Genomic DNA, 17,337 nt, shown 5'->3' with positions numbered 1-17,337 from the left:
GAACCGTCGGGCGGTTTTACGGATCACGGCGGACCTAGGGAGTGCAGAATGGTTTCAAAACGGCTGTCGCGTCTGGAAGGGCATCGTCGCAAATTTCTCGCTGTTATCGATGACACACCGGAATGCGAAAGGGCCGTGCACTATGCCGGTCGTCGTGCCAAGAACTCCAATGGCGGGCTGGTGCTGCTCTACATGATCCCGGAAGGCGATTTCCAGCAATGGCTGGGTGTTGAGCAGATCATGCGGGCCGAAGCGCGTGAGGAGGCGGAAGCCACGCTCGCCAAGATCGCCCAGAAGGTGCGCGAGACTATCGGCATCGAGCCGGAAGCCGTCATTCGCGAAGGCAGCGCCACCGAGCAAATCCACGGGCTGATCGAGGAAGACCGCGACATCGCGATTCTCGTTCTGGCAGCAGGCTCGACGAAGGAAGGGCCGGGACCGCTTGTTTCCTCCATCGCCGGACGTGGGGCAGCCTTTCCCATTCCCGTCACCGTGTTGCCGGATACGCTGTCGGACGAGGAAATCGACGCGCTCTGCTGAACCTGGTTTCGGGCAAGATCTTGGGGCTGACGATTTCTTGAATGTAATTATCATGTCAGGGCTTGAAGTGTAGCTTCGCCGGGCGTATTTTTTGGAAGAATTCTAAATTACGGGGCGTGAACGGCGACCTCGAAGGAGACAGACGATGTTCATTCAGACGGAAGCCACGCCGAACCCGACGACGCTGAAGTTCCTGCCGGGCAAAGTGGTGCTGGAAAGCGGTACGGCTGAGTTTCTCAACCCGTCGCAGGCGCAGGCTTCGCCGCTGGCGGAGCGCCTCTTCACCATTCCGGGTGTGACCGGCGTTTATTTCGGTTTCGATTTCATCACCGTCACCAAGGACGGTGCGGAATGGCAGCACCTGAAGCCTGCTATTCTGGGCTCGATCATGGAACATTTCATGTCCGGCCGCCCGATCATGGGCACGGCTGTTGCGGCTGAAGTGTCGGATGAGGAGGGCGAATTCTTCGAAGAGGGTGACGAAACCATCGTCGCCACCATCAAGGAGTTGCTGGATACCCGCGTCCGCCCCGCCGTGGCGCAGGATGGCGGCGATATCACCTTCCGCGGTTTCCGCGACGGCACGGTGTTCCTGAACATGAAGGGCGCCTGCTCGGGTTGCCCGTCCTCCACCGCCACGCTGAAGCATGGCGTTCAGAATCTGCTTCGCCATTTCGTGCCGGAAGTGCGCGAAGTCGAAGCGGTATAAAAGCGCAAGCCAGGCCATCATGATTGTTCTCGCACTCGACACCTCAGGTGTGGATTGTTCCGCCTGCGTTTATGATAGCGCCTCCGACAGGGTGCTCGGCGAGGTATGTGAAACGATCGGCAAGGGCCATGCCGAAAGGTTGATGGCGGTGATCGACGGTGCTCTGGAGCAGGCGCAACTGTCGCTCCAGAATGTCGGGCGCATCGCCGTGACCATCGGGCCGGGGTCTTTCACCGGTATCCGCGTCGGGGTCGCTGCCGCGCGCGGCTTTGCCCTGTCGCTCGGCGTCGAGGCCGTGGGTGTCACCACGCTTGAAACGCTGGCGCTTCATCATCTGCTTGCAAATCCCGGCCGGTCCGTGGCCGTTGCGCTGGATGCCAAGCGCGGCGAAGCCTATCTCCAGACATTCGGTGCGGATGGATCGCCATTGCGCGATGCTGCGCTTCTGCCCCTGGATGACGCCAAAACGGTTACTACCGGTTTTGATGGCGCCGTTATCGGTTCAGCCGCGCCGCTTTTGGCGGGGTTGGAGGTGGGTTCGGGACCGGATCACTTCCCGATTGCCTCGGTCGCGCGTGCTGCTGCGCGCAAGCCGGCTGGCCAGCCGAAACCCGCGCCGCTTTATCTGCGCGGGCCGGATGCCCGGCCGCAGACCGGTTTTGCGCTGGCACGTCAGGGCGTTGCCTGATAGGGCATTCGTCAACATGTGCGAATGATTCCTGTGATGCCCGATTCCTGTTATGTTTGACGACTATCTGACCTGGAAGCCCTATTTCGAGATCGTGCCGATGCAGCATGAGGATTGCGCCGCGGTGGCGGAGTTGCATGCGCTGCGCTTTCCGCGCCCTTGGAACGACGGGGAGTTTTCCGGGCTGCTGACGCAAGGGTCGGTTTTCGGTGCTGTCGCACGCCAGACCAACGCCTTTTTCAGCAAGCCGCTCGGTGGTTTCGTGCTGGCGCGGGAAGTGGCGGGCGAGGCGGAAATCCTGACCGTTGCCGTGGCCGACAAGTTCGCACGCGCCGGTCTCGGCTGGCGTCTGATGCAGTCGGCCATCCGCGAGGCGATGATGCGCGGCGCCGAAACCATGTTCCTTGAGGTGGATAATAATAATGCCTCTGCGCTGGGGCTTTACAGGAAGCTCGGCTTCAAAACCGTCGCGGAACGCAAGGCCTATTACGCCGCAAAGGATGGAACGAAGTCGACGGCGCTTGTCATGCGCCGCGATCTTCGCTAGTTCCCTGCGACAGGCATTTTTCGGCGAAAGCCGCAAACCGGAATTCTCAAAAGGCCAGAAGACGTGACAGACCTTTCGAAAACGCTGGAGGAGCTTTGCGCCGAACGCGGCATGCGGATGACGGATCAACGCCGTGTCATCGCCCGCGTCCTTCAGGAGTCAGCCGACCATCCCGATGTCGAGGAGCTTTACCGCCGCTCTTCCGCCGTGGATCCGCGCATCTCGATTTCCACCGTCTACAGAACGGTGAAGCTGTTCGAGGATGCCGGCATCATCGAGCGTCACGATTTTCGCGACGGCCGTTCGCGCTATGAGACCGTGCCCGAAGAACATCATGATCACCTGATCGACCTGAAGAACGGCGTGGTCATCGAATTTCATTCCGCCGAGATCGAGGCCCTTCAGGAAAAGATCGCCAGGGAACACGGCTTCAAGCTCGTGGATCACCGGCTGGAACTTTACGGCGTGCCGTTGAAGCCAGGCGAACGTTGAGACCCCGGTGAACGAGCGGGCGTTTTCCCCATGATGTGGCTCCGGACAGCCTATATTGCGGTCATTCTCCTGATCGTCACGCTTGTCTTGCTGCCGCTTCAACTGCTGGGCCTTGCCTTCGACTGGCGGCTTCGCCGTCGCATTCCGCGCCTCTGGCATCGCATCGCCTGCCATGTTCTCGGCATCCGCGTGCATGTGCATGGTGATGTGGAGCGGGCGAAACCGCTGATGCTTGCGGTCAATCACGCCTCGTGGAAGGACATCCTCGTTCTCGGCAGCATTGCCGACGTGGTGTTCATCGCCAAGACGGAAGTGCGGGACTGGCCGGTATTTGGCTGGCTTGCCCGCTTGCAGAAAAGCATCTTCGTTCAGCGTGAGCAGAAGCGCAGCACCGGCGCGCAGGTGAGCGAGATCGCCAGCCGCATGGCCGATGGCGAGATCGTCGTTTTGTTTCCCGAAGGCACCACCTCGGACGGCAACCGCATGCTTGCCGTCAAATCCTCGCTGTTCGGTGCGGCCTCCACCGCCGCTGAACAGGTACCGGGCAAGCTGGTTTATGTGCAGCCGGTCGCCATCGCCTATACCAGGGTGCACGGCATGGCCATGGGGCGTTACCACCGGGTCATCGCCGCCTGGCCGGGCAGCATCACGCTCGCGCCGCATCTGCTCGGCATCATCAGGGCCGGCGCCATCGATGTTGACGTGACCTTCGGTGACAGCGTTCCATTTCACAGCACGGATAATCGCAAGCGTCTGGCGACCGATATCGCCGCCTCCATCCGCTCCATGCTGGCCTTCAGCCTGCGCGGCGGCTGGCGGAATTAGCGAGATCATAGCTTTTCCGGCATTTTTCTGTTTAATCTGGCCGTGAAAAACACTAGATAGCCGCCATGACCCAGGAAACGCTTGGCTTCGACGCCCCACCCATGATTGCCCGCGAGGGTTCGAACAGCAGAAAGGTCTTCATCAAGACCTACGGCTGTCAGATGAACGTCTACGATTCCGTCCGTATGAGCGATGCGCTGGCGAAGGACGGCTATGTTCAGACGGAAGATATGGGCGAGGCGGATCTGGTTCTGCTGAACACCTGTCATATCCGCGAAAAGGCGGCTGAAAAGGTCTATTCGGCGCTCGGCCGCCTGCGCGACATGAAAAAATCGCGCGAAGAGCAGGGTCGCGAATTCATGATCGGCGTTGCCGGTTGCGTTGCGCAGGCGGAAGGCGAGGAAATCCTTCGCCGTGCGCCCGCCGTCGATGTCGTCATCGGCCCGCAGACCTATCATCGCCTGCCGGACGCCCTGAAGCGGGTGCGCGGCGGCGAGCGTGTCATCGAGACCGAATATGCGGTTGAGGACAAGTTCGAGCACCTGCCTGTCGCCGAAAAATCCACGCTGAGGACGCGCGGCGTAACGGCGTTTCTGACGGTGCAGGAAGGTTGCGACAAGTTCTGTACCTTCTGTGTCGTGCCCTATACGCGCGGTTCGGAAGTCTCCCGCCCCGTGCGCCAGATCGTCGATGAGGCGATGAAGCTCGTCGATGCCGGCGTGCGCGAGATCACGCTGCTCGGCCAAAACGTCAATGCCTGGCAGGGCGAAGGCCCGAAGGGTGAGAAATGGGGCCTTGCCGAGCTGCTTTACCGGCTGGCGGAAATTCCCGGCCTTGCACGGCTTCGCTACACCACCAGCCATCCGCGCGACATGGACGAGCGCCTGATCGGCGCGCATCGCGATCTCCGCATCCTGATGCCCTATCTGCATCTGCCGGTGCAATCGGGTTCGGACCGCATTCTGAAAGCGATGAACCGTCGCCATACGGGTGAGGAATATATCCAGCTTATCGAAAAAATCCGCGCTGCCCGCCCTGATATTGCCATGTCGGGAGACTTTATTGTCGGTTTCCCCGGTGAGACGGATCGCGATTTCGAAGATACGATGGCGATGGTCGAGACGGTGAAATATGCGCAGGCCTTCTCGTTCAAATATTCCACCCGCCCCGGCACGCCGGGAGCCGATCTCACCGATCAGGTTGCGGAAGAGGTGAAGGCCGAGCGACTGGAAAGATTGCAGGCCCTGTTGCTGCGGCAGCAGAAGGAATTTGCGGAATCGCTGGTCGGAAAAACCATGGATGTGCTGCTGGAAAAGCCCGGCCGCATGCCTGAGCAGTTGATAGGTCGCTCTCCATGGCTGCAATCCGTGAATCTTGATGCAAAGACTTTGAAAATCGGTGACATTGTTAATGTACGAATCACCGCAACGGGTCCAAACAGCTTGTTTGCCGAGGTGGCAGGGAGTTAGAGTAAGGAGCCGACACTGATTGGGACAGGAGCCTGACCGCTTGAACGCACACGAATTGGTATCAAATTCATCGCGCCAGCCACGCCAAGCCGCGACCGACGCCAATCACTTCGTCCTCACGTTCGAGAATAACAGGATAGCGGGAGAGCTATTCGGTCAGTTCGATCAGAACCTGAAGCTTCTGGAACAGCGCCTCAATATCGACGCTCGCCCGCGCGGTAATTCCGTTGCCATCACCGGCGATGTCGTTGCCACCAATCAGGCTCGTCGGGCGCTGGATTTCCTTTATGAACGGCTGCTCAAAGGCGGAACCGCCGAGGTCTCCGATGTCGAAGGCGCGATCCGCATGGCCATGGCCGCCGACGACCAGCTGACCTTGCCGACGATGGAACGCAAGGCGAAGATTTCCATGGCACAGATTTCCACCCGCAAGAAGACCATCGCTGCCCGCACGCCGACACAGGACGTCTACATGCGGGCACTGGAGCAATCCGAACTGGTTTTCGGCGTCGGCCCCGCCGGCACCGGCAAGACCTATCTTGCCGTGGCGCATGCGGCGCAGCTTCTGGAGCGCGGCGCGGTTGACCGTATCATCCTGTCGCGCCCCGCCGTCGAAGCGGGTGAGCGCCTGGGCTTCCTGCCGGGCGACATGAAGGAAAAGGTCGATCCTTATCTGCGTCCGCTTTATGACGCGCTTTATGACATGATGCCGGGCGACAAGGTGGAGCGCGCCATTCAGGCGGGCGTCATCGAAATCGCACCGCTTGCCTTCATGCGCGGCCGCACGCTGGCCAATGCCGCCGTCATTCTGGACGAAGCCCAGAACACCACGACCATGCAGATGAAGATGTTCCTCACCCGTCTTGGTGAGAACGGCCGCATGATCGTGACCGGTGACCCAAGCCAGGTGGACTTGCCGCGCGGCGTCAAATCCGGTCTTGTCGAGGCCCTGCAAATCCTCGGCGATGTGGAAGGCGTGTCCGTCGTGCGCTTCAAGGATGTCGATGTCGTTCGTCATCCGATGGTGGCGCGTATCGTCCGGGCTTACGAATCCCACACGGCCGTGCCGGATGAAAGCCTCGTAAAGGGCAGCTGACGTAAAGACAATGACAGCTCTGGATATTCAAATCAGTGTCGAGGCCGAAGGCTGGTCCTCGGAAGAGGATCTGCTGGCCTTCGCCACCAGGGTGCTGGACGCGGCGGTTGATTTCCTGAAGCGGGAAGAGGACCAACCTTTCCCGAAAATGCCGGTGGAACTGTCGCTGGTCTTCACCGACGACGAAAATATTCGCGAAATCAACGCTGAGTGGCGCGACAAGGACAAAGCAACCAATGTCTTGTCTTTCCCGGCTTTTCCGCTGGAGCCGGGCGGAATGCCGGGCCCGATGCTGGGCGATATCGTCATCGCGCGCGAGACGGTTGAACGCGAGGCCCTTGAACTTGAGAAGAGTTTCGGGGATCATCTGACCCATCTGCTCGTCCATGGGTTCCTGCATTTGTTCGGTTACGACCACATGGACGAGGAAGAAGCGGAAGAAATGGAGTCGCTTGAGACTCGCATTTTGGCGGTGCTTGGCCTATCTGATCCTTACGCGGGTCAGGAACCGCTTTAAATATTGTCTGGAGCCATGAACGAACATTCTGCACGACCTGCCAATGAGGGCAGAGAAAACGGCGAGCAGTCCTCTTCGGAGGAGGGCAGTAGTCACTTACGTCACGACTACAACGCCAAGCCGAAATCGACCATCTGGTCACGCATCGCACGGTTGCTGAAACCATCCCAGGGCGAGCGCCTGCGCGAGGATTTGACCGACGCGCTGATGGACGACACCGAAATCGGTGCGGCCTTTTCGCCCGAAGAACGGGCGATGCTCAACAATATCCTGCGTTTCCGCGAGGTTAGGGTCGAAGATATTATGATCCCGCGTGTGGACATCGACGGTCTCGATGAGAATATGACGATCGGCGATGCGCTGATCCTCTTCGAGGAAACCGGGCGTTCCCGCATGCCGGTCTATGACGAGACGCTGGATAATCCGAAGGGCATGATCCACATTCGCGATCTGCTGGCCTATGTCGCCAAGCAGGCCCGCAACAAACGCCGTGCCGGTTCGCGGAGCGTCGCTTACGGTGAGGTAAAGGCGCCGCGTTCACCGCGACCGAATTTCGACCTGGCACGTGTCGATCTGGAACAGACGGTCGCCGCTGCCGGGTTGGTGCGCAAAATTCTTTTCGCACCGCCCTCCATGCTGGCCTCCGACCTTTTGAAGACGATGCAGGCCCAGAGAACCCAGCTTGCGCTGGTGATTGACGAGTATGGCGGCACCGACGGTCTCGTCAGCCACGAGGATATCGTCGAGATGGTCGTGGGTGATATCGATGACGAGCACGACAAGGACGAGGCGATGTTTTCGCGTCTTTCAGCCGATGTGCTTGTCGCGGATGCGCGCGCAGAACTCACCGAACTTGCCGAGGCGATCGGGCCGGAATTCGATGTGCGTGAACATCTGGAGGAAATCGATACGCTCGGCGGTCTCATCTTCTTCGCGCTCGGCCGCATTCCGGCCAAGGGCGAGGTGGTCAGGGCCGTGCCAGGTTTCGAGTTCCAGATCCTCGATGCGGATAGCAGGCGCATCAAGGGCGTTCGTATCGTCCGCGATCACGGCTCCGAAGGTGAGGATGATCGCGCTCCGGGCGAAGCGGGCGCCAATGAGGTGATTGCGCTGCCTGCGCCGGATGTTCGCCTTATCACGCACCAGCAGAACGCCGATTAAGAAAGGGCGACGGGGTTTTTCCCCGTCGCTTCCACCTTTCGACATATCAATCCGACAGGTATTAGTGCCCGTGTTCGGCGTCGAAAAGAACACATGGCGCTTCGGTCGCCATGCCTCCTGTGGACTGCGAATCTTTTTTCCTTTACGTCGGGTCTAAGGGGAAATTCCGTGGCGCGGCCTTGTCGGCTGCGGGCTTTTCCGGACGCGCATAAACGGAGATGGCATGGAGCGTCTTGCAGGCAGGGTAATGCTGGCCGGCGGCATGAGCCGCGCAGTTATGGCGATTGCCGCAGGTGCGGTCGGGGCGCTCGCTTTGCCTCCATTCGGCTTTTTCGCGGCGCTGTTTTTCTCTTTCACCCTGCTTGTCTGGCTCGTGGATGGCTGCACCGGCAAGCCGGGCGGCGGCCTCTTCAGCCGCATCCTGCCGGCCTTCGGCATCGGCTGGTGTTTCGGGCTCGGTTACTTCGTCGCGGGCCTATGGTGGCTCGGCAATGCTCTCCTGCTGGAGGCCGATGAATTCGCCTGGGCGCTGCCGCTCGCCATCCTTGGTCTTCCCGCTTTTCTGGCGTTGTTTTACGGTTTTGCGGTTGCCGCAGCCAATCTCCTCTGGTCGGAGGGGCTCGGCCGTATCGCTGCACTTGCTGCCGCGTTCGGCTTTTCGGAATGGCTGCGCAGCTTCCTGGCCACCGGCTTTCCCTGGAACGCCATCGGTTACGGCATCATGCCCATCCCGATCATGATGCAGTCGGCACATCTGCTTGGTCTTTTCAGCGTGACGACGCTTGCGGTTTTCATCTTCGCCTCGCCGGCGCTGATAGGCACGAAAAAAGGAATGTGGTCGGGTCTCGTCGTGGCGGGGCTGCTACTGGCCGGCCATTTCGGTTATGGCTTCTACCGTCTCCAGACGCCGGCGGAAGTGCCCGCAGACGCACTGACCGTTCGGATCGTGCAGCCTTCCATCGATCAGTCACGCAAGATGCTGAACGCGGATAGGGCGGAGATTTTTGGCGAGCACCTGCGGCTCTCGGCTCTGCCGCCCGGCGAAGGGAAAAAGCGCCCTGATATCATCGTCTGGCCGGAAACCTCCGTGCCGTTCATTCTGACGCAAAACCCGGATGCTCTGGCGGAAATCGCCAAAACGCTGGAAGATGGGCAGGTGCTGTTCACGGGCGCCGTCAGAATGGAAGATCAGGGGGCAGGCCGCCCGCCGCGTTATTACAATTCGGTCTATGCGATCGACAGCCAGGGCGAGATCATCGGCGCGACCGACAAGGTGCATCTCACTCCTTTTGGCGAATATGTCCCCTTTGAAGGCATCCTGCGGGAATTCGGCATCGACAATGTCATCGCCCTGCCGGGGGGCTTTTCCGCAGCTTCCTCGCGCACGCCGCTCACGCTTCCTTCGGGTAAGACCTTCTATCCTCTCATCTGCTACGAGATCATTTTCCCGGGTGAGATGACGCCGGGGCTGGCCGGTTCGGCCGCCATCCTGAATGTGACCAATGATGGCTGGTTCGGCGATACGCCCGGCCCCTATCAGCATTTTCTGCAGGCGAGGGTCCGGGCCGTTGAGACGGGCGTGCCGGTGATTCGCGGTGCCAATACCGGAATTTCCGCCGTCATAGACCCCTATGGCCGCATTATTGCGGGGCTCGATTACGGTCGGGTGGGAATTGTTGACGCCACTTTGAGTGGTGGGTCAAACGACGCATTTACTTACGACATACATCGGACGTATTTCTGGTTGATTTTTTCTATCTTGATGATCGTTGCGGTATTTCCCGCCTTGAGTTTCGCTCGGCGCCAGAATTGACCGGGAACCCCTGTAATTGCATAGTGAATACGTCAGTCGTAAAACAAGTTTAGACGCTGTCGAATTGCCGACTCATTTCTTCGAATAGTAATGAAGCGAGATATCAACCCTTTCCGAGTGTCAGGACCGCATGATGACCGAGAATAAGAAAAAGCCTAATCCCATCGACATTCATGTCGGAAGCCGAATTCGCCTTCGCAGAACCATGCTCGGAATGAGCCAGGAGAAGCTGGGTGAAAGTCTCGGAATTACCTTTCAGCAAATCCAGAAGTATGAAAAAGGCACGAACCGCGTTGGCGCCAGCCGCCTCCAGAATATTTCCGCGATCCTCAATGTGCCCGTTTCCTTTTTTTTCGAAGATGCACCCGGCGATCAGGCTGGCGGCACACCCGGCATGGCGGAGGCGTCGAGCTCCAACTATGTGGTCGACTTTCTGTCCTCGGCTGAAGGTCTGCAGCTGAACCGCGCCTTCGTGAAGATCGCCGACCCGAAGGTTCGCCGCCGTCTCGTCGATCTCGTCAAGGCGCTCGCCGCCGAAGGTGACGCCGAGTAAGCGCAGCCCGCGCGACGCAGAAAATTTCCGGCACGGGATGCCGGGCACTCAACGGTCCGCAAGGACCGTTTTTTTGTGCCCGATTGAAAAGGAATTCTCACATAAAGATATATTTATGTGGTTGTGTCCTTGTTTTTCACGGCCGAAATGACTAACAAACTCCAAGACCGTTCTTTGAGGGGAATCCCGCATGCGTGCCAATTATCTGTTCACCAGCGAGTCCGTGGCCGAGGGTCATCCGGACAAGGTTTGTGATCGTATTTCCGATGAAATTGTGGATCTCATCTATCGTGAAGCGTCCAAGACGGGCGTTGACCCGTGGACCGTGCGCATTGCCTGCGAAACGCTTGCGACGACCAACCGCGTCGTTATCGCCGGTGAGGTTCGGGTTCCCGATACGCTTCTGAAGAAGGACAAGGACGGCAAGGTCCTCAAGGACGCCGCTGGCCATCCGGTCATCAACCCCTCGAAGTTCAAGTCCGCCGCCCGCAAGGCGATCCGCGACATCGGCTACGAACAGGATGGTTTCCACTGGAAGACCGCCAAGATCGACGTTCTCCTGCATCCTCAGTCTGCTGATATCGCGCAGGGCGTGGACAACGCCTCCGACAAGCAGGGCGACGAGGGCGCTGGCGACCAGGGCATCATGTTCGGTTACGCCTGCAAGGAAACGCCGGACCTCATGCCGGCTCCGATCTATTATTCCCATCGTATCCTGCAGCTGCTCGCCACCGCCCGTAAAAGCGGCGACGGCGAAGCGGCCAAGCTCGGCCCCGACGCCAAGAGCCAGGTCACGGTTCGTTACGTCGACGGCAAGGCGGCCGAAGCCGTATCCATCGTTCTGTCCACACAGCATCTCGATGCAAGCTGGGATTCGAAGAAGGTTCGCGCCGTTGTCGAACCTTATATCCGCGAAGCTCTGGGCGACCTGAAGATCGCTGACGATTGCCAGTGGTACATCAACCCGACCGGCAAGTTCGTCATCGGCGGCCCCGATGGTGACGCTGGCCTTACGGGTCGCAAGATCATCGTCGACACGTATGGCGGCGCTGCGCCCCACGGCGGCGGTGCATTCTCCGGCAAGGACACGACCAAGGTCGACCGTTCCGCCGCCTATGCCGCCCGTTATCTCGCCAAGAACGTCGTGGCTGCCGGTCTTGCCGAGCGCTGCACGATCCAGATTTCCTACGCAATCGGCATCGCCCAGCCGCTGTCGATCTATGTCGATCTGCATGGCACCGGCAAGGTCAGCGAAGATCAGGTCGAGGCCGCGATCCGCAAGGTCATGGACCTTTCGCCGTCGGGCATTCGCCGTCATCTCGATCTCAACAAGCCGATCTACGCCAAGACGTCTTCCTACGGCCATTTCGGCCGCAAGGCCGGCCGTGACGGCTCCTTCTCCTGGGAGAAGCTCGATCTGGTGAAGCCGCTCAAGGAAGCTTTGAGCGCTTGAAGCATTTCCGGTAAAATCGCGTAGCGGTTTTACGTCCGGAAATGCGTCAACCAGATATCGCGCTTGTTATTTGACGGCGATTGAGAGATACCGTCACCAACCTTGTAACCCGCACAGTGCCTCATGTGGCGCTGTGCGGGTTAGGTCTATTTGTTCTTGAGAGTATGAGATGACGGAAGAACGGCGTTCGCGCGCGACGGAAGCGTTTTTTGGCAGACGCAAGGGCAAGCCCCTGCGCCATCAGCAGGTCGATACAATCGAGAACCTGTTGCCTTTGCTGAAAATCGATCTGGAAAGCGCCCCGCCGCAAAATCTCGCCGCTCTTTTTCCCGCGGATGTGCGGTCGATCCGTCTGGAGATAGGCTTTGGCGGCGGCGAGCATCTCGCCCACCGCGCGGTTGAAAACCCGGAGACGGGTTTCATCGGCGTGGAGCCCTTCGTCAATTCCATGGCCAAGCTGCTCGCTGCCGTGCGTGAACGCGAGCTCATGAATATCCGCCTTTACGACGATGATGCGACGCAATTGCTGGACTGGCTGCCCGAGGGATCGATCGATCATATCGACCTTCTCTATCCTGACCCTTGGCCGAAGAAGAAGCACTGGAAGCGTCGTTTCGTTTCAGACGTCAACCTTGCCCGCTTCCATCGTGTGCTGAAACCCGGTGGAAAGTTCTGCTTCGCTTCCGATATCGATACCTACGTGAACTGGACGCTGCAGCATTGCGCCCGCCATGGCGGCTTCGAATGGACAGCGACGAGCGCTGAAGACTGGCGCACGCCCTACGCCAACTGGCCGGGCACGCGTTATGAGAACAAGGCGAAAAGAGAAGGCCGCAGCTCAGCCTATCTCACCTTCATTCGTCGTTGAGCGGCTGATCCCTCAGAGTGCCGCATCCACTTCCGCGGCAAGCGGAATGGAAGGCTGCGCGCCGGCGCGGGTGCAGGCGAGCGAACCTGCGACGGCGGCGCGCTTCAGCGCCCTTTCGAAATCCATACCCTGATCGAGGCTCGCGGCGAGATAACCGCAGAAGGTGTCGCCCGCACCGACCGTATCGACCGGTTCGATCTTGAGGCCGGAAGCCCGGAAAACCTTGCCGTTGCGCATGGCGATCACACCATCGGCACCGAGCGTCACGATCAATGTTTGGCCGGTCCTGTCATGCAGGGCTTTCAGTTCGTTTTCCCGCTCAGAACCGGAAAGGCCGTTCTTTCCGATCAGCAATTCGAACTCGGTTTCATTGGCGATGACGATATCGGCAAGGCCCGCAAGCCGCGGCCCATCGGCGGTCAGTGGCGCAGTATTGATGACGGTGGTGACGCGCTTTGCCTTCGCAGCCGTCAGCGCCGCTTCGATAGCGGGCGCGGGTATCTCGAACTGCAGCATCAAAATATCGCCCGCCGACATTTCCGCCAGGGCTTTCGCGGCGTCGGATGCGGAGACTTCACCATTGGCGGCGGGAATGACCGAGATCATGTTTTCCCCGCCTTCGCCGATAAGGATCACTGCCGTCCCCGTAGGGCCGGGCGTGGTCTTCACCAGTGAGAGATCGGTGCCGGCGTCGCGCAGCAATGTCAGCGCCGGCGCGGCAAAGGTGTCATCGCCCGCAGCCCCTGCCATCTTGACCGTGGCGCCCGCACGCCGTGCGGCCAGCGCCTGGTTGGCTCCCTTGCCGCCGGCGGCCGTGGAGAAGGTCTCGCCCGTCACGGTTTCACCCGGCTTGGGCAGGCGTTTGGCGGTGGCGACGAGGTCCATGTTGATGGAGCCGAAAACAGTAATCATGGAGGGCGTGTCCGTATAGAATTCAAGCAAGGCGGCGACTTTGCCCGAGCGGATCACTCGTCGTCAACCACCCGCAACTTTGCCGTTCCCGCCCTGTTCTCGGCAAAGCGTCGAGCCTGCTCGATTTCCCCGTGCGAAGTCTCTTTTTCCGTCGGTGAAAAATCGAGACCCTCGATTTTCTGGCCGCGCGCCAGCACCTTGTCGGAGGAGATCAGCATCATGTCGATATCTTTTTGGGCCAATCCAAAATGTGCCTGCAGCTTGCGCGTCCGGTCGTCCAGCCGCCGCACATCGTCCATCAGCAATGCCACTTCACCCTGAATGAGATGCGCCTGCTCGCGCATGCGCTGATCCTTGAGCACGGACTGGATGACCTGTACCGACAGCATCAGAAGTGACGGCGAAACGATGACGACACGGGCGCGGTGGGCGCGTTGCACCAGATATTCGAAGTGCTGGTGAATATCGGCGAAGATCGATTCGGACGGCACGAAGATGAAGGCCGTATCCTGCGTCTCACCGCGGATGAGATATTTCTCGGCCACATCGCGAATATGCACTTCCATATCGCGGCGGAACTGCTGCACGGCGGCGCGTTTGGTTTCTGGCGTTTCGTCCGCCTTGATGGCGTTCCACGCCTCCAGCGGAAACTTGGCGTCGATGACGAGCGGCGGGGCATTGTTGGGCATCTTGATGGTGCAGTCAGGCCGGTATCCGTTCGAAAGCGTTGGCTGCAACTGGAAGGCCCCGGCCGGAAGCGCATCGGCAATCAGCGTCTCCATGCGGGCCTGTCCAAAGGCGCCGCGCGTCTGCTTGTTGGAAAGGATGGCCTGCAGCCCGACCACATCCTTGGCCAGATCCTGAATATTGCCCTGCGCGGCGTCGATGACCGCGAGACGCTCCTGCAGGCGGCTCAGATTCTCATGCGTCGACCGGGTCTGCTCCGTCAGTGTTTCGCCAAGGCGCTGCGACATGCCGTCGAGGCGCTGGTTCAGCGTCTGGCTCATCTCGGTCTGGCGGGTGCCGAGCGTTTCCGCCATGGCGGCAATGCGGCCATGCAGTTCGGACTGTGTTTTGAGGAGGTCGGAGATTTCGCCATCGGCTCCCGCTTTTTTCGCACGGCTCGCCGTCACCAGCCAGGTCGTGACCAGACCGAAAACCAGAGCCGCGAGCAGCGCGCCGAAGCTGATGTCGACGGAGCCGGCCCGTAACGCGGGATCGAGGAGAACGGAGAAATCTATGCTCATGATTAAATCTAGCAGGTTTCTTGTGATTCGGAAGATCAAAACAAGAACATTCCTGCGGCGGAAATGAGTCGGGCGGGGCGGATGCCGGAGGCTGATTGAACCTCGTGTTTTTTATTTCCTCCGCGCAAGAGATACGTTATGGGAAGCCATGACCATCAAACCGCTTATCATTTTGCCCGATCCCGTGCTGCGCCAGCAATCGAAGCCCATCGAAAAGGTGGATGCCGAGGTGCTGCGTCTTGCCGACGACATGCTGGAAACCATGTATGATGCGCCGGGTATCGGCCTCGCCGCCATTCAGATCGGCGTGGCGCGCCGCATGCTGGTGATCGACGTTGCGCGTGAAGGCGAGGAAAAGACCCCGATCGTCTTCATCAATCCGGAAATCCTCAAGGTGTCGGACGATGTCTCGACCTATGAAGAAGGCTGCCTCTCCATCCCCGATTATTACGCCGAGGTTGAGCGTCCCGCGTCGCTCACGGTGCAATATGTCGGCCGTGACGGCAAGCAGCAGACGGTCGAGGCGGATGGCCTGCTCGCCACCTGCCTGCAGCACGAGATCGATCACCTGAACGGCGTTCTCTTCATCGACCATATTTCGCGGCTGAAGCGCGACATGGTCATCAAGAAATTCACGAAAGCGGCCCGCGCAAAGATCTGATCCGTCGCCGCAGGCGAACGGAGCGGAAGACAGGGCAGGGGGCGATCATGGCTCTTCGCATCATATTCATGGGCACGCCGGAATTTTCCGTTCCGACGTTGCGTGCATTGGCGGAAGTCGGTCACGAGATCGCCGCCGTCTACACCCAGCCGCCGCGTCCAGGCGGCCGTCGCGGCCTTGATCTGCAGAAATCGCCGGTGCATCAGGCTGCGGAACTGCTGAGTTTACCGGTACTGACACCATTGAATTTCAAGGCAGAGGAAGATCGCCAGCAGTTCCGGGATTTCAATGCCGATGTCGCGGTCGTCGTGGCTTACGGGCTGCTGCTGCCCGAAGCGATCCTCTCCGGCACACGTCTTGGCTGTTACAATGGTCACGCCTCGCTGCTTCCGCGCTGGCGCGGTGCTGCCCCCATTCAGCGGGCGATCATGGCCGGGGACACTGAAACCGGCATGATGGTCATGAAAATGGAAAAGGGGCTCGATACCGGCCCCGTCGCGCTCACCGCAAAGGTGGCGATCGACGAAAATATGACGGCCGGCGAGCTGCATGACAGCCTGATGCTGACAGGCGCTCGGTTGATGCGTCAGGCGATGGACAAGCTGGAAGCAGATGAGCTGCCCCTCGTCGAGCAGGCGGAAGAAGGCGTTCTCTACGCCGCGAAAATCGACAAAGGCGAGACCCGCATCGATTTTTCAAGACCGGCGCAGGATGTGCATAATCATATTCGTGGCCTTTCGCCGTTTCCCGGCTCATGGCTGGAGATGGAGATCGGCGGCAAGCCCGAGCGCGTCAAGGTACTGGCGTCCGAGCTCGCCAGCGGAATGGGCGAGGCAGGCAGCGCACTGGATGATGTCCTCACCATTGCCTGTGGCAGCGGCGCCGTGCGGCTCACACGTTTGCAGAAGGCGGGCGGCAAGCCGATGTCGGCGGCCGATTTCGTGCGCGGTACCCCGGTTCCGGCCACCACGAGGCTCGGCTGATGCCACGGTTTCGCATGACCGTCGAATATGACGGTACGCCCTATTATGGTTGGCAGAGACAGGAAAACGGCCCCTCGGTTCAGGGTGCGCTGGAGGCTGCGGTTCGGTCGCTGACCGGCGAGAGCGTTTCCATTCGCGGCGCTGGCCGCACCGATTCCGGCGTGCATGCCGTTGGCCAGGTCGTTCACGTCGATCTCTCGCGAGACTGGGAGCCCTACAAGCTACGCAATGCCCTCAATGCGCACCTCGCCATGGCGGGTGAAGCGTTGGCCGTGCTCGATGCCGCTTCCGTGACTGAGGATTTCGACGCCCGTTTTTCCGCCCTTCGTCGGCACTATCTCTACCGCATCATCTGCCGCAAAGCCCGGCTGGCGCTGGAGCACAAGCGGGCGTGGTGGGTGTCGAAGGACCTCGATCACGAGCGCATGCATGAAGCCGCCCAGATGCTTGTCGGCCGGCACGATTTCACCACCTTCCGCTCGGTCCATTGCCAGGCGAACAGCCCCGTGCGCACGCTCGACCGGCTGGACGTGACGCGCAATGGCGATCTCATTGAGATTCGTGCCACCGCGCAGAGCTTTCTGCATAATCAGATACGCTCCTTCGCGGGCACGCTGAAACTGGCGGGCGAAGGCGGCATGACCCCGGACGACGTGCGTGCTGCACTGGAGGCGCGGGATCGCAAGGCCTGCGGCCCGGTTGCACCGCCGGACGGTCTTTATTTCACGCAGGTCGATTATCCCGAGGTCATTCCGCCGCGCCGCCGCCCGGAAATCGAAATAGCGGAAGATGCGGACTGACCG

The 17,337-nt window shown here is 60.0% G+C and carries 19 protein-coding genes; 17 read left to right on the top strand and 2 right to left on the bottom strand.

Annotation, left to right across the window (positions count from 1 at the left end):
- The first annotated feature begins 48 nt into the window (after positions 1-48).
- The 14 genes from F3H58_RS22875 to trmB all read left to right on the top strand — a co-directional run bounded on the left by F3H58_RS22875 (position 49) and on the right by trmB (position 12,731).
- Positions 49-540: a universal stress protein gene (locus F3H58_RS22875; RefSeq protein WP_003503758.1), complete on the top strand. Its 492-nt coding sequence runs from the start codon at positions 49-51 to the stop codon at positions 538-540.
- Positions 541-685: 145 nt separating this feature from the next.
- Positions 686-1,249 (top strand): NifU family protein, encoded by a 564-nt coding sequence (locus F3H58_RS22870; protein WP_020812436.1) that lies wholly within the window; start codon positions 686-688, stop codon positions 1,247-1,249.
- Positions 1,250-1,268: 19 nt separating this feature from the next.
- Positions 1,269-1,937, top strand: a complete 669-nt coding sequence (gene tsaB / locus F3H58_RS22865) for a tRNA (adenosine(37)-N6)-threonylcarbamoyltransferase complex dimerization subunit type 1 TsaB (protein WP_149743887.1) — start codon at positions 1,269-1,271, stop codon at positions 1,935-1,937.
- 52 nt (positions 1,938-1,989) lie between these two features.
- Entirely contained in the window at positions 1,990-2,484 is a 495-nt protein-coding gene (locus F3H58_RS22860) for a GNAT family N-acetyltransferase (protein ID WP_078051332.1), read from the top strand.
- A gap of 63 nt (positions 2,485-2,547) precedes the next feature.
- A complete protein-coding gene (locus F3H58_RS22855) occupies positions 2,548-2,976 on the top strand; it encodes a Fur family transcriptional regulator (RefSeq protein ID WP_077984423.1) in 429 nt (142 codons plus the stop codon).
- A 30-nt stretch (positions 2,977-3,006) separates the two neighbouring features.
- Positions 3,007-3,801, top strand: coding sequence for a lyso-ornithine lipid O-acyltransferase (olsA, locus tag F3H58_RS22850; protein ID WP_149743886.1), 795 nt, complete (start codon positions 3,007-3,009; stop codon positions 3,799-3,801).
- Positions 3,802-3,866: 65 nt separating this feature from the next.
- Positions 3,867-5,270: a tRNA (N6-isopentenyl adenosine(37)-C2)-methylthiotransferase MiaB gene (gene miaB, locus F3H58_RS22845; RefSeq protein ID WP_188129036.1), complete on the top strand. Its 1,404-nt coding sequence runs from the start codon at positions 3,867-3,869 to the stop codon at positions 5,268-5,270.
- A gap of 40 nt (positions 5,271-5,310) precedes the next feature.
- Entirely contained in the window at positions 5,311-6,366 is a 1,056-nt protein-coding gene (locus tag F3H58_RS22840) for a PhoH family protein (RefSeq protein WP_020812441.1), read from the top strand.
- Between the two features lie 10 nt (positions 6,367-6,376).
- Positions 6,377-6,883 (top strand): rRNA maturation RNase YbeY, encoded by a 507-nt coding sequence (gene ybeY, locus F3H58_RS22835; RefSeq protein ID WP_149743885.1) that lies wholly within the window; start codon positions 6,377-6,379, stop codon positions 6,881-6,883.
- A gap of 15 nt (positions 6,884-6,898) precedes the next feature.
- Positions 6,899-8,044, top strand: coding sequence for a hemolysin family protein (locus F3H58_RS22830; RefSeq protein ID WP_149743884.1), 1,146 nt, complete (start codon positions 6,899-6,901; stop codon positions 8,042-8,044).
- Positions 8,045-8,267: 223 nt separating this feature from the next.
- Complete coding sequence (gene lnt / locus F3H58_RS22825) at positions 8,268-9,857, top strand: apolipoprotein N-acyltransferase (protein WP_080855865.1); 1,590 nt, start codon at positions 8,268-8,270, stop codon at positions 9,855-9,857.
- 133 nt (positions 9,858-9,990) lie between these two features.
- Positions 9,991-10,410, top strand: coding sequence for a helix-turn-helix domain-containing protein (locus F3H58_RS22820; protein ID WP_003520055.1), 420 nt, complete (start codon positions 9,991-9,993; stop codon positions 10,408-10,410).
- 190 nt (positions 10,411-10,600) lie between these two features.
- Positions 10,601-11,863 (top strand): methionine adenosyltransferase, encoded by a 1,263-nt coding sequence (gene metK / locus F3H58_RS22815; RefSeq protein ID WP_149743883.1) that lies wholly within the window; start codon positions 10,601-10,603, stop codon positions 11,861-11,863.
- A 169-nt stretch (positions 11,864-12,032) separates the two neighbouring features.
- Positions 12,033-12,731 carry a tRNA (guanosine(46)-N7)-methyltransferase TrmB gene (trmB, locus tag F3H58_RS22810; RefSeq protein WP_149743882.1) on the top strand — a complete coding sequence of 233 codons (699 nt, stop codon included), beginning with the start codon at positions 12,033-12,035 and terminating at the stop codon, positions 12,729-12,731.
- 12 nt (positions 12,732-12,743) lie between these two features.
- On the opposite strand, the gene F3H58_RS22805 is transcribed toward trmB, so the two are convergent.
- Both F3H58_RS22805 and F3H58_RS22800 read right to left on the bottom strand, forming a co-directional pair.
- Positions 12,744-13,643, bottom strand: coding sequence for a ribokinase (locus tag F3H58_RS22805; RefSeq protein ID WP_149743881.1), 900 nt, complete (start codon positions 13,641-13,643; stop codon positions 12,744-12,746).
- Between the two features lie 53 nt (positions 13,644-13,696).
- Positions 13,697-14,890 (bottom strand): DNA recombination protein RmuC, encoded by a 1,194-nt coding sequence (locus F3H58_RS22800; RefSeq protein WP_031234343.1) that lies wholly within the window; start codon positions 14,888-14,890, stop codon positions 13,697-13,699.
- A gap of 148 nt (positions 14,891-15,038) precedes the next feature.
- Here F3H58_RS22800 and def point away from each other — a divergent pair, with 148 nt between their 5' ends.
- From def to truA, 3 genes are read left to right on the top strand one after another with little or no spacing between them, the layout of a single operon-like run.
- Entirely contained in the window at positions 15,039-15,551 is a 513-nt protein-coding gene (def, locus tag F3H58_RS22795) for a peptide deformylase (RefSeq protein ID WP_003503724.1), read from the top strand.
- 47 nt (positions 15,552-15,598) lie between these two features.
- Entirely contained in the window at positions 15,599-16,534 is a 936-nt protein-coding gene (gene fmt, locus F3H58_RS22790) for a methionyl-tRNA formyltransferase (protein WP_149743880.1), read from the top strand.
- A complete protein-coding gene (gene truA, locus F3H58_RS22785) occupies positions 16,534-17,334 on the top strand; it encodes a tRNA pseudouridine(38-40) synthase TruA (RefSeq protein WP_149743879.1) in 801 nt (266 codons plus the stop codon). The genes fmt and truA overlap by 1 nt, the downstream gene beginning before the upstream one ends.
- Positions 17,335-17,337: the final 3 nt, after the last annotated feature.

The sequence above is a fragment of the Rhizobium sp. NFACC06-2 genome, from assembly GCF_900101425.1.
Taxonomy (GTDB): Bacteria; Pseudomonadota; Alphaproteobacteria; order Rhizobiales; family Rhizobiaceae; genus Agrobacterium; species Agrobacterium leguminum.
This window is presented reverse-complemented; position numbering and strand designations above follow the sequence as displayed.

Coding starts and splice junctions, on each gene's coding strand:
- F3H58_RS22875 (WP_003503758.1), top strand. CDS start 49: ATGGTTTCAAAACGGCTGTCGCGTCTGGAAGGGCATCGTCGCAAATTT.
- F3H58_RS22870 (WP_020812436.1), top strand. CDS start 686: ATGTTCATTCAGACGGAAGCCACGCCGAACCCGACGACGCTGAAGTTC.
- tsaB (WP_149743887.1), top strand. CDS start 1,269: ATGATTGTTCTCGCACTCGACACCTCAGGTGTGGATTGTTCCGCCTGC.
- F3H58_RS22860 (WP_078051332.1), top strand. CDS start 1,990: ATGTTTGACGACTATCTGACCTGGAAGCCCTATTTCGAGATCGTGCCG.
- olsA (WP_149743886.1), top strand. CDS start 3,007: ATGATGTGGCTCCGGACAGCCTATATTGCGGTCATTCTCCTGATCGTC.
- miaB (WP_188129036.1), top strand. CDS start 3,867: ATGACCCAGGAAACGCTTGGCTTCGACGCCCCACCCATGATTGCCCGC.
- ybeY (WP_149743885.1), top strand. CDS start 6,377: ATGACAGCTCTGGATATTCAAATCAGTGTCGAGGCCGAAGGCTGGTCC.
- F3H58_RS22830 (WP_149743884.1), top strand. CDS start 6,899: ATGAACGAACATTCTGCACGACCTGCCAATGAGGGCAGAGAAAACGGC.
- lnt (WP_080855865.1), top strand. CDS start 8,268: ATGGAGCGTCTTGCAGGCAGGGTAATGCTGGCCGGCGGCATGAGCCGC.
- F3H58_RS22820 (WP_003520055.1), top strand. CDS start 9,991: ATGACCGAGAATAAGAAAAAGCCTAATCCCATCGACATTCATGTCGGA.
- metK (WP_149743883.1), top strand. CDS start 10,601: ATGCGTGCCAATTATCTGTTCACCAGCGAGTCCGTGGCCGAGGGTCAT.
- trmB (WP_149743882.1), top strand. CDS start 12,033: ATGACGGAAGAACGGCGTTCGCGCGCGACGGAAGCGTTTTTTGGCAGA.
- F3H58_RS22805 (WP_149743881.1), bottom strand. CDS start 13,643: ATGATTACTGTTTTCGGCTCCATCAACATGGACCTCGTCGCCACCGCC.
- F3H58_RS22800 (WP_031234343.1), bottom strand. CDS start 14,890: ATGAGCATAGATTTCTCCGTTCTCCTCGATCCCGCGTTACGGGCCGGC.
- def (WP_003503724.1), top strand. CDS start 15,039: ATGACCATCAAACCGCTTATCATTTTGCCCGATCCCGTGCTGCGCCAG.
- fmt (WP_149743880.1), top strand. CDS start 15,599: ATGGCTCTTCGCATCATATTCATGGGCACGCCGGAATTTTCCGTTCCG.
- truA (WP_149743879.1), top strand. CDS start 16,534: ATGCCACGGTTTCGCATGACCGTCGAATATGACGGTACGCCCTATTAT.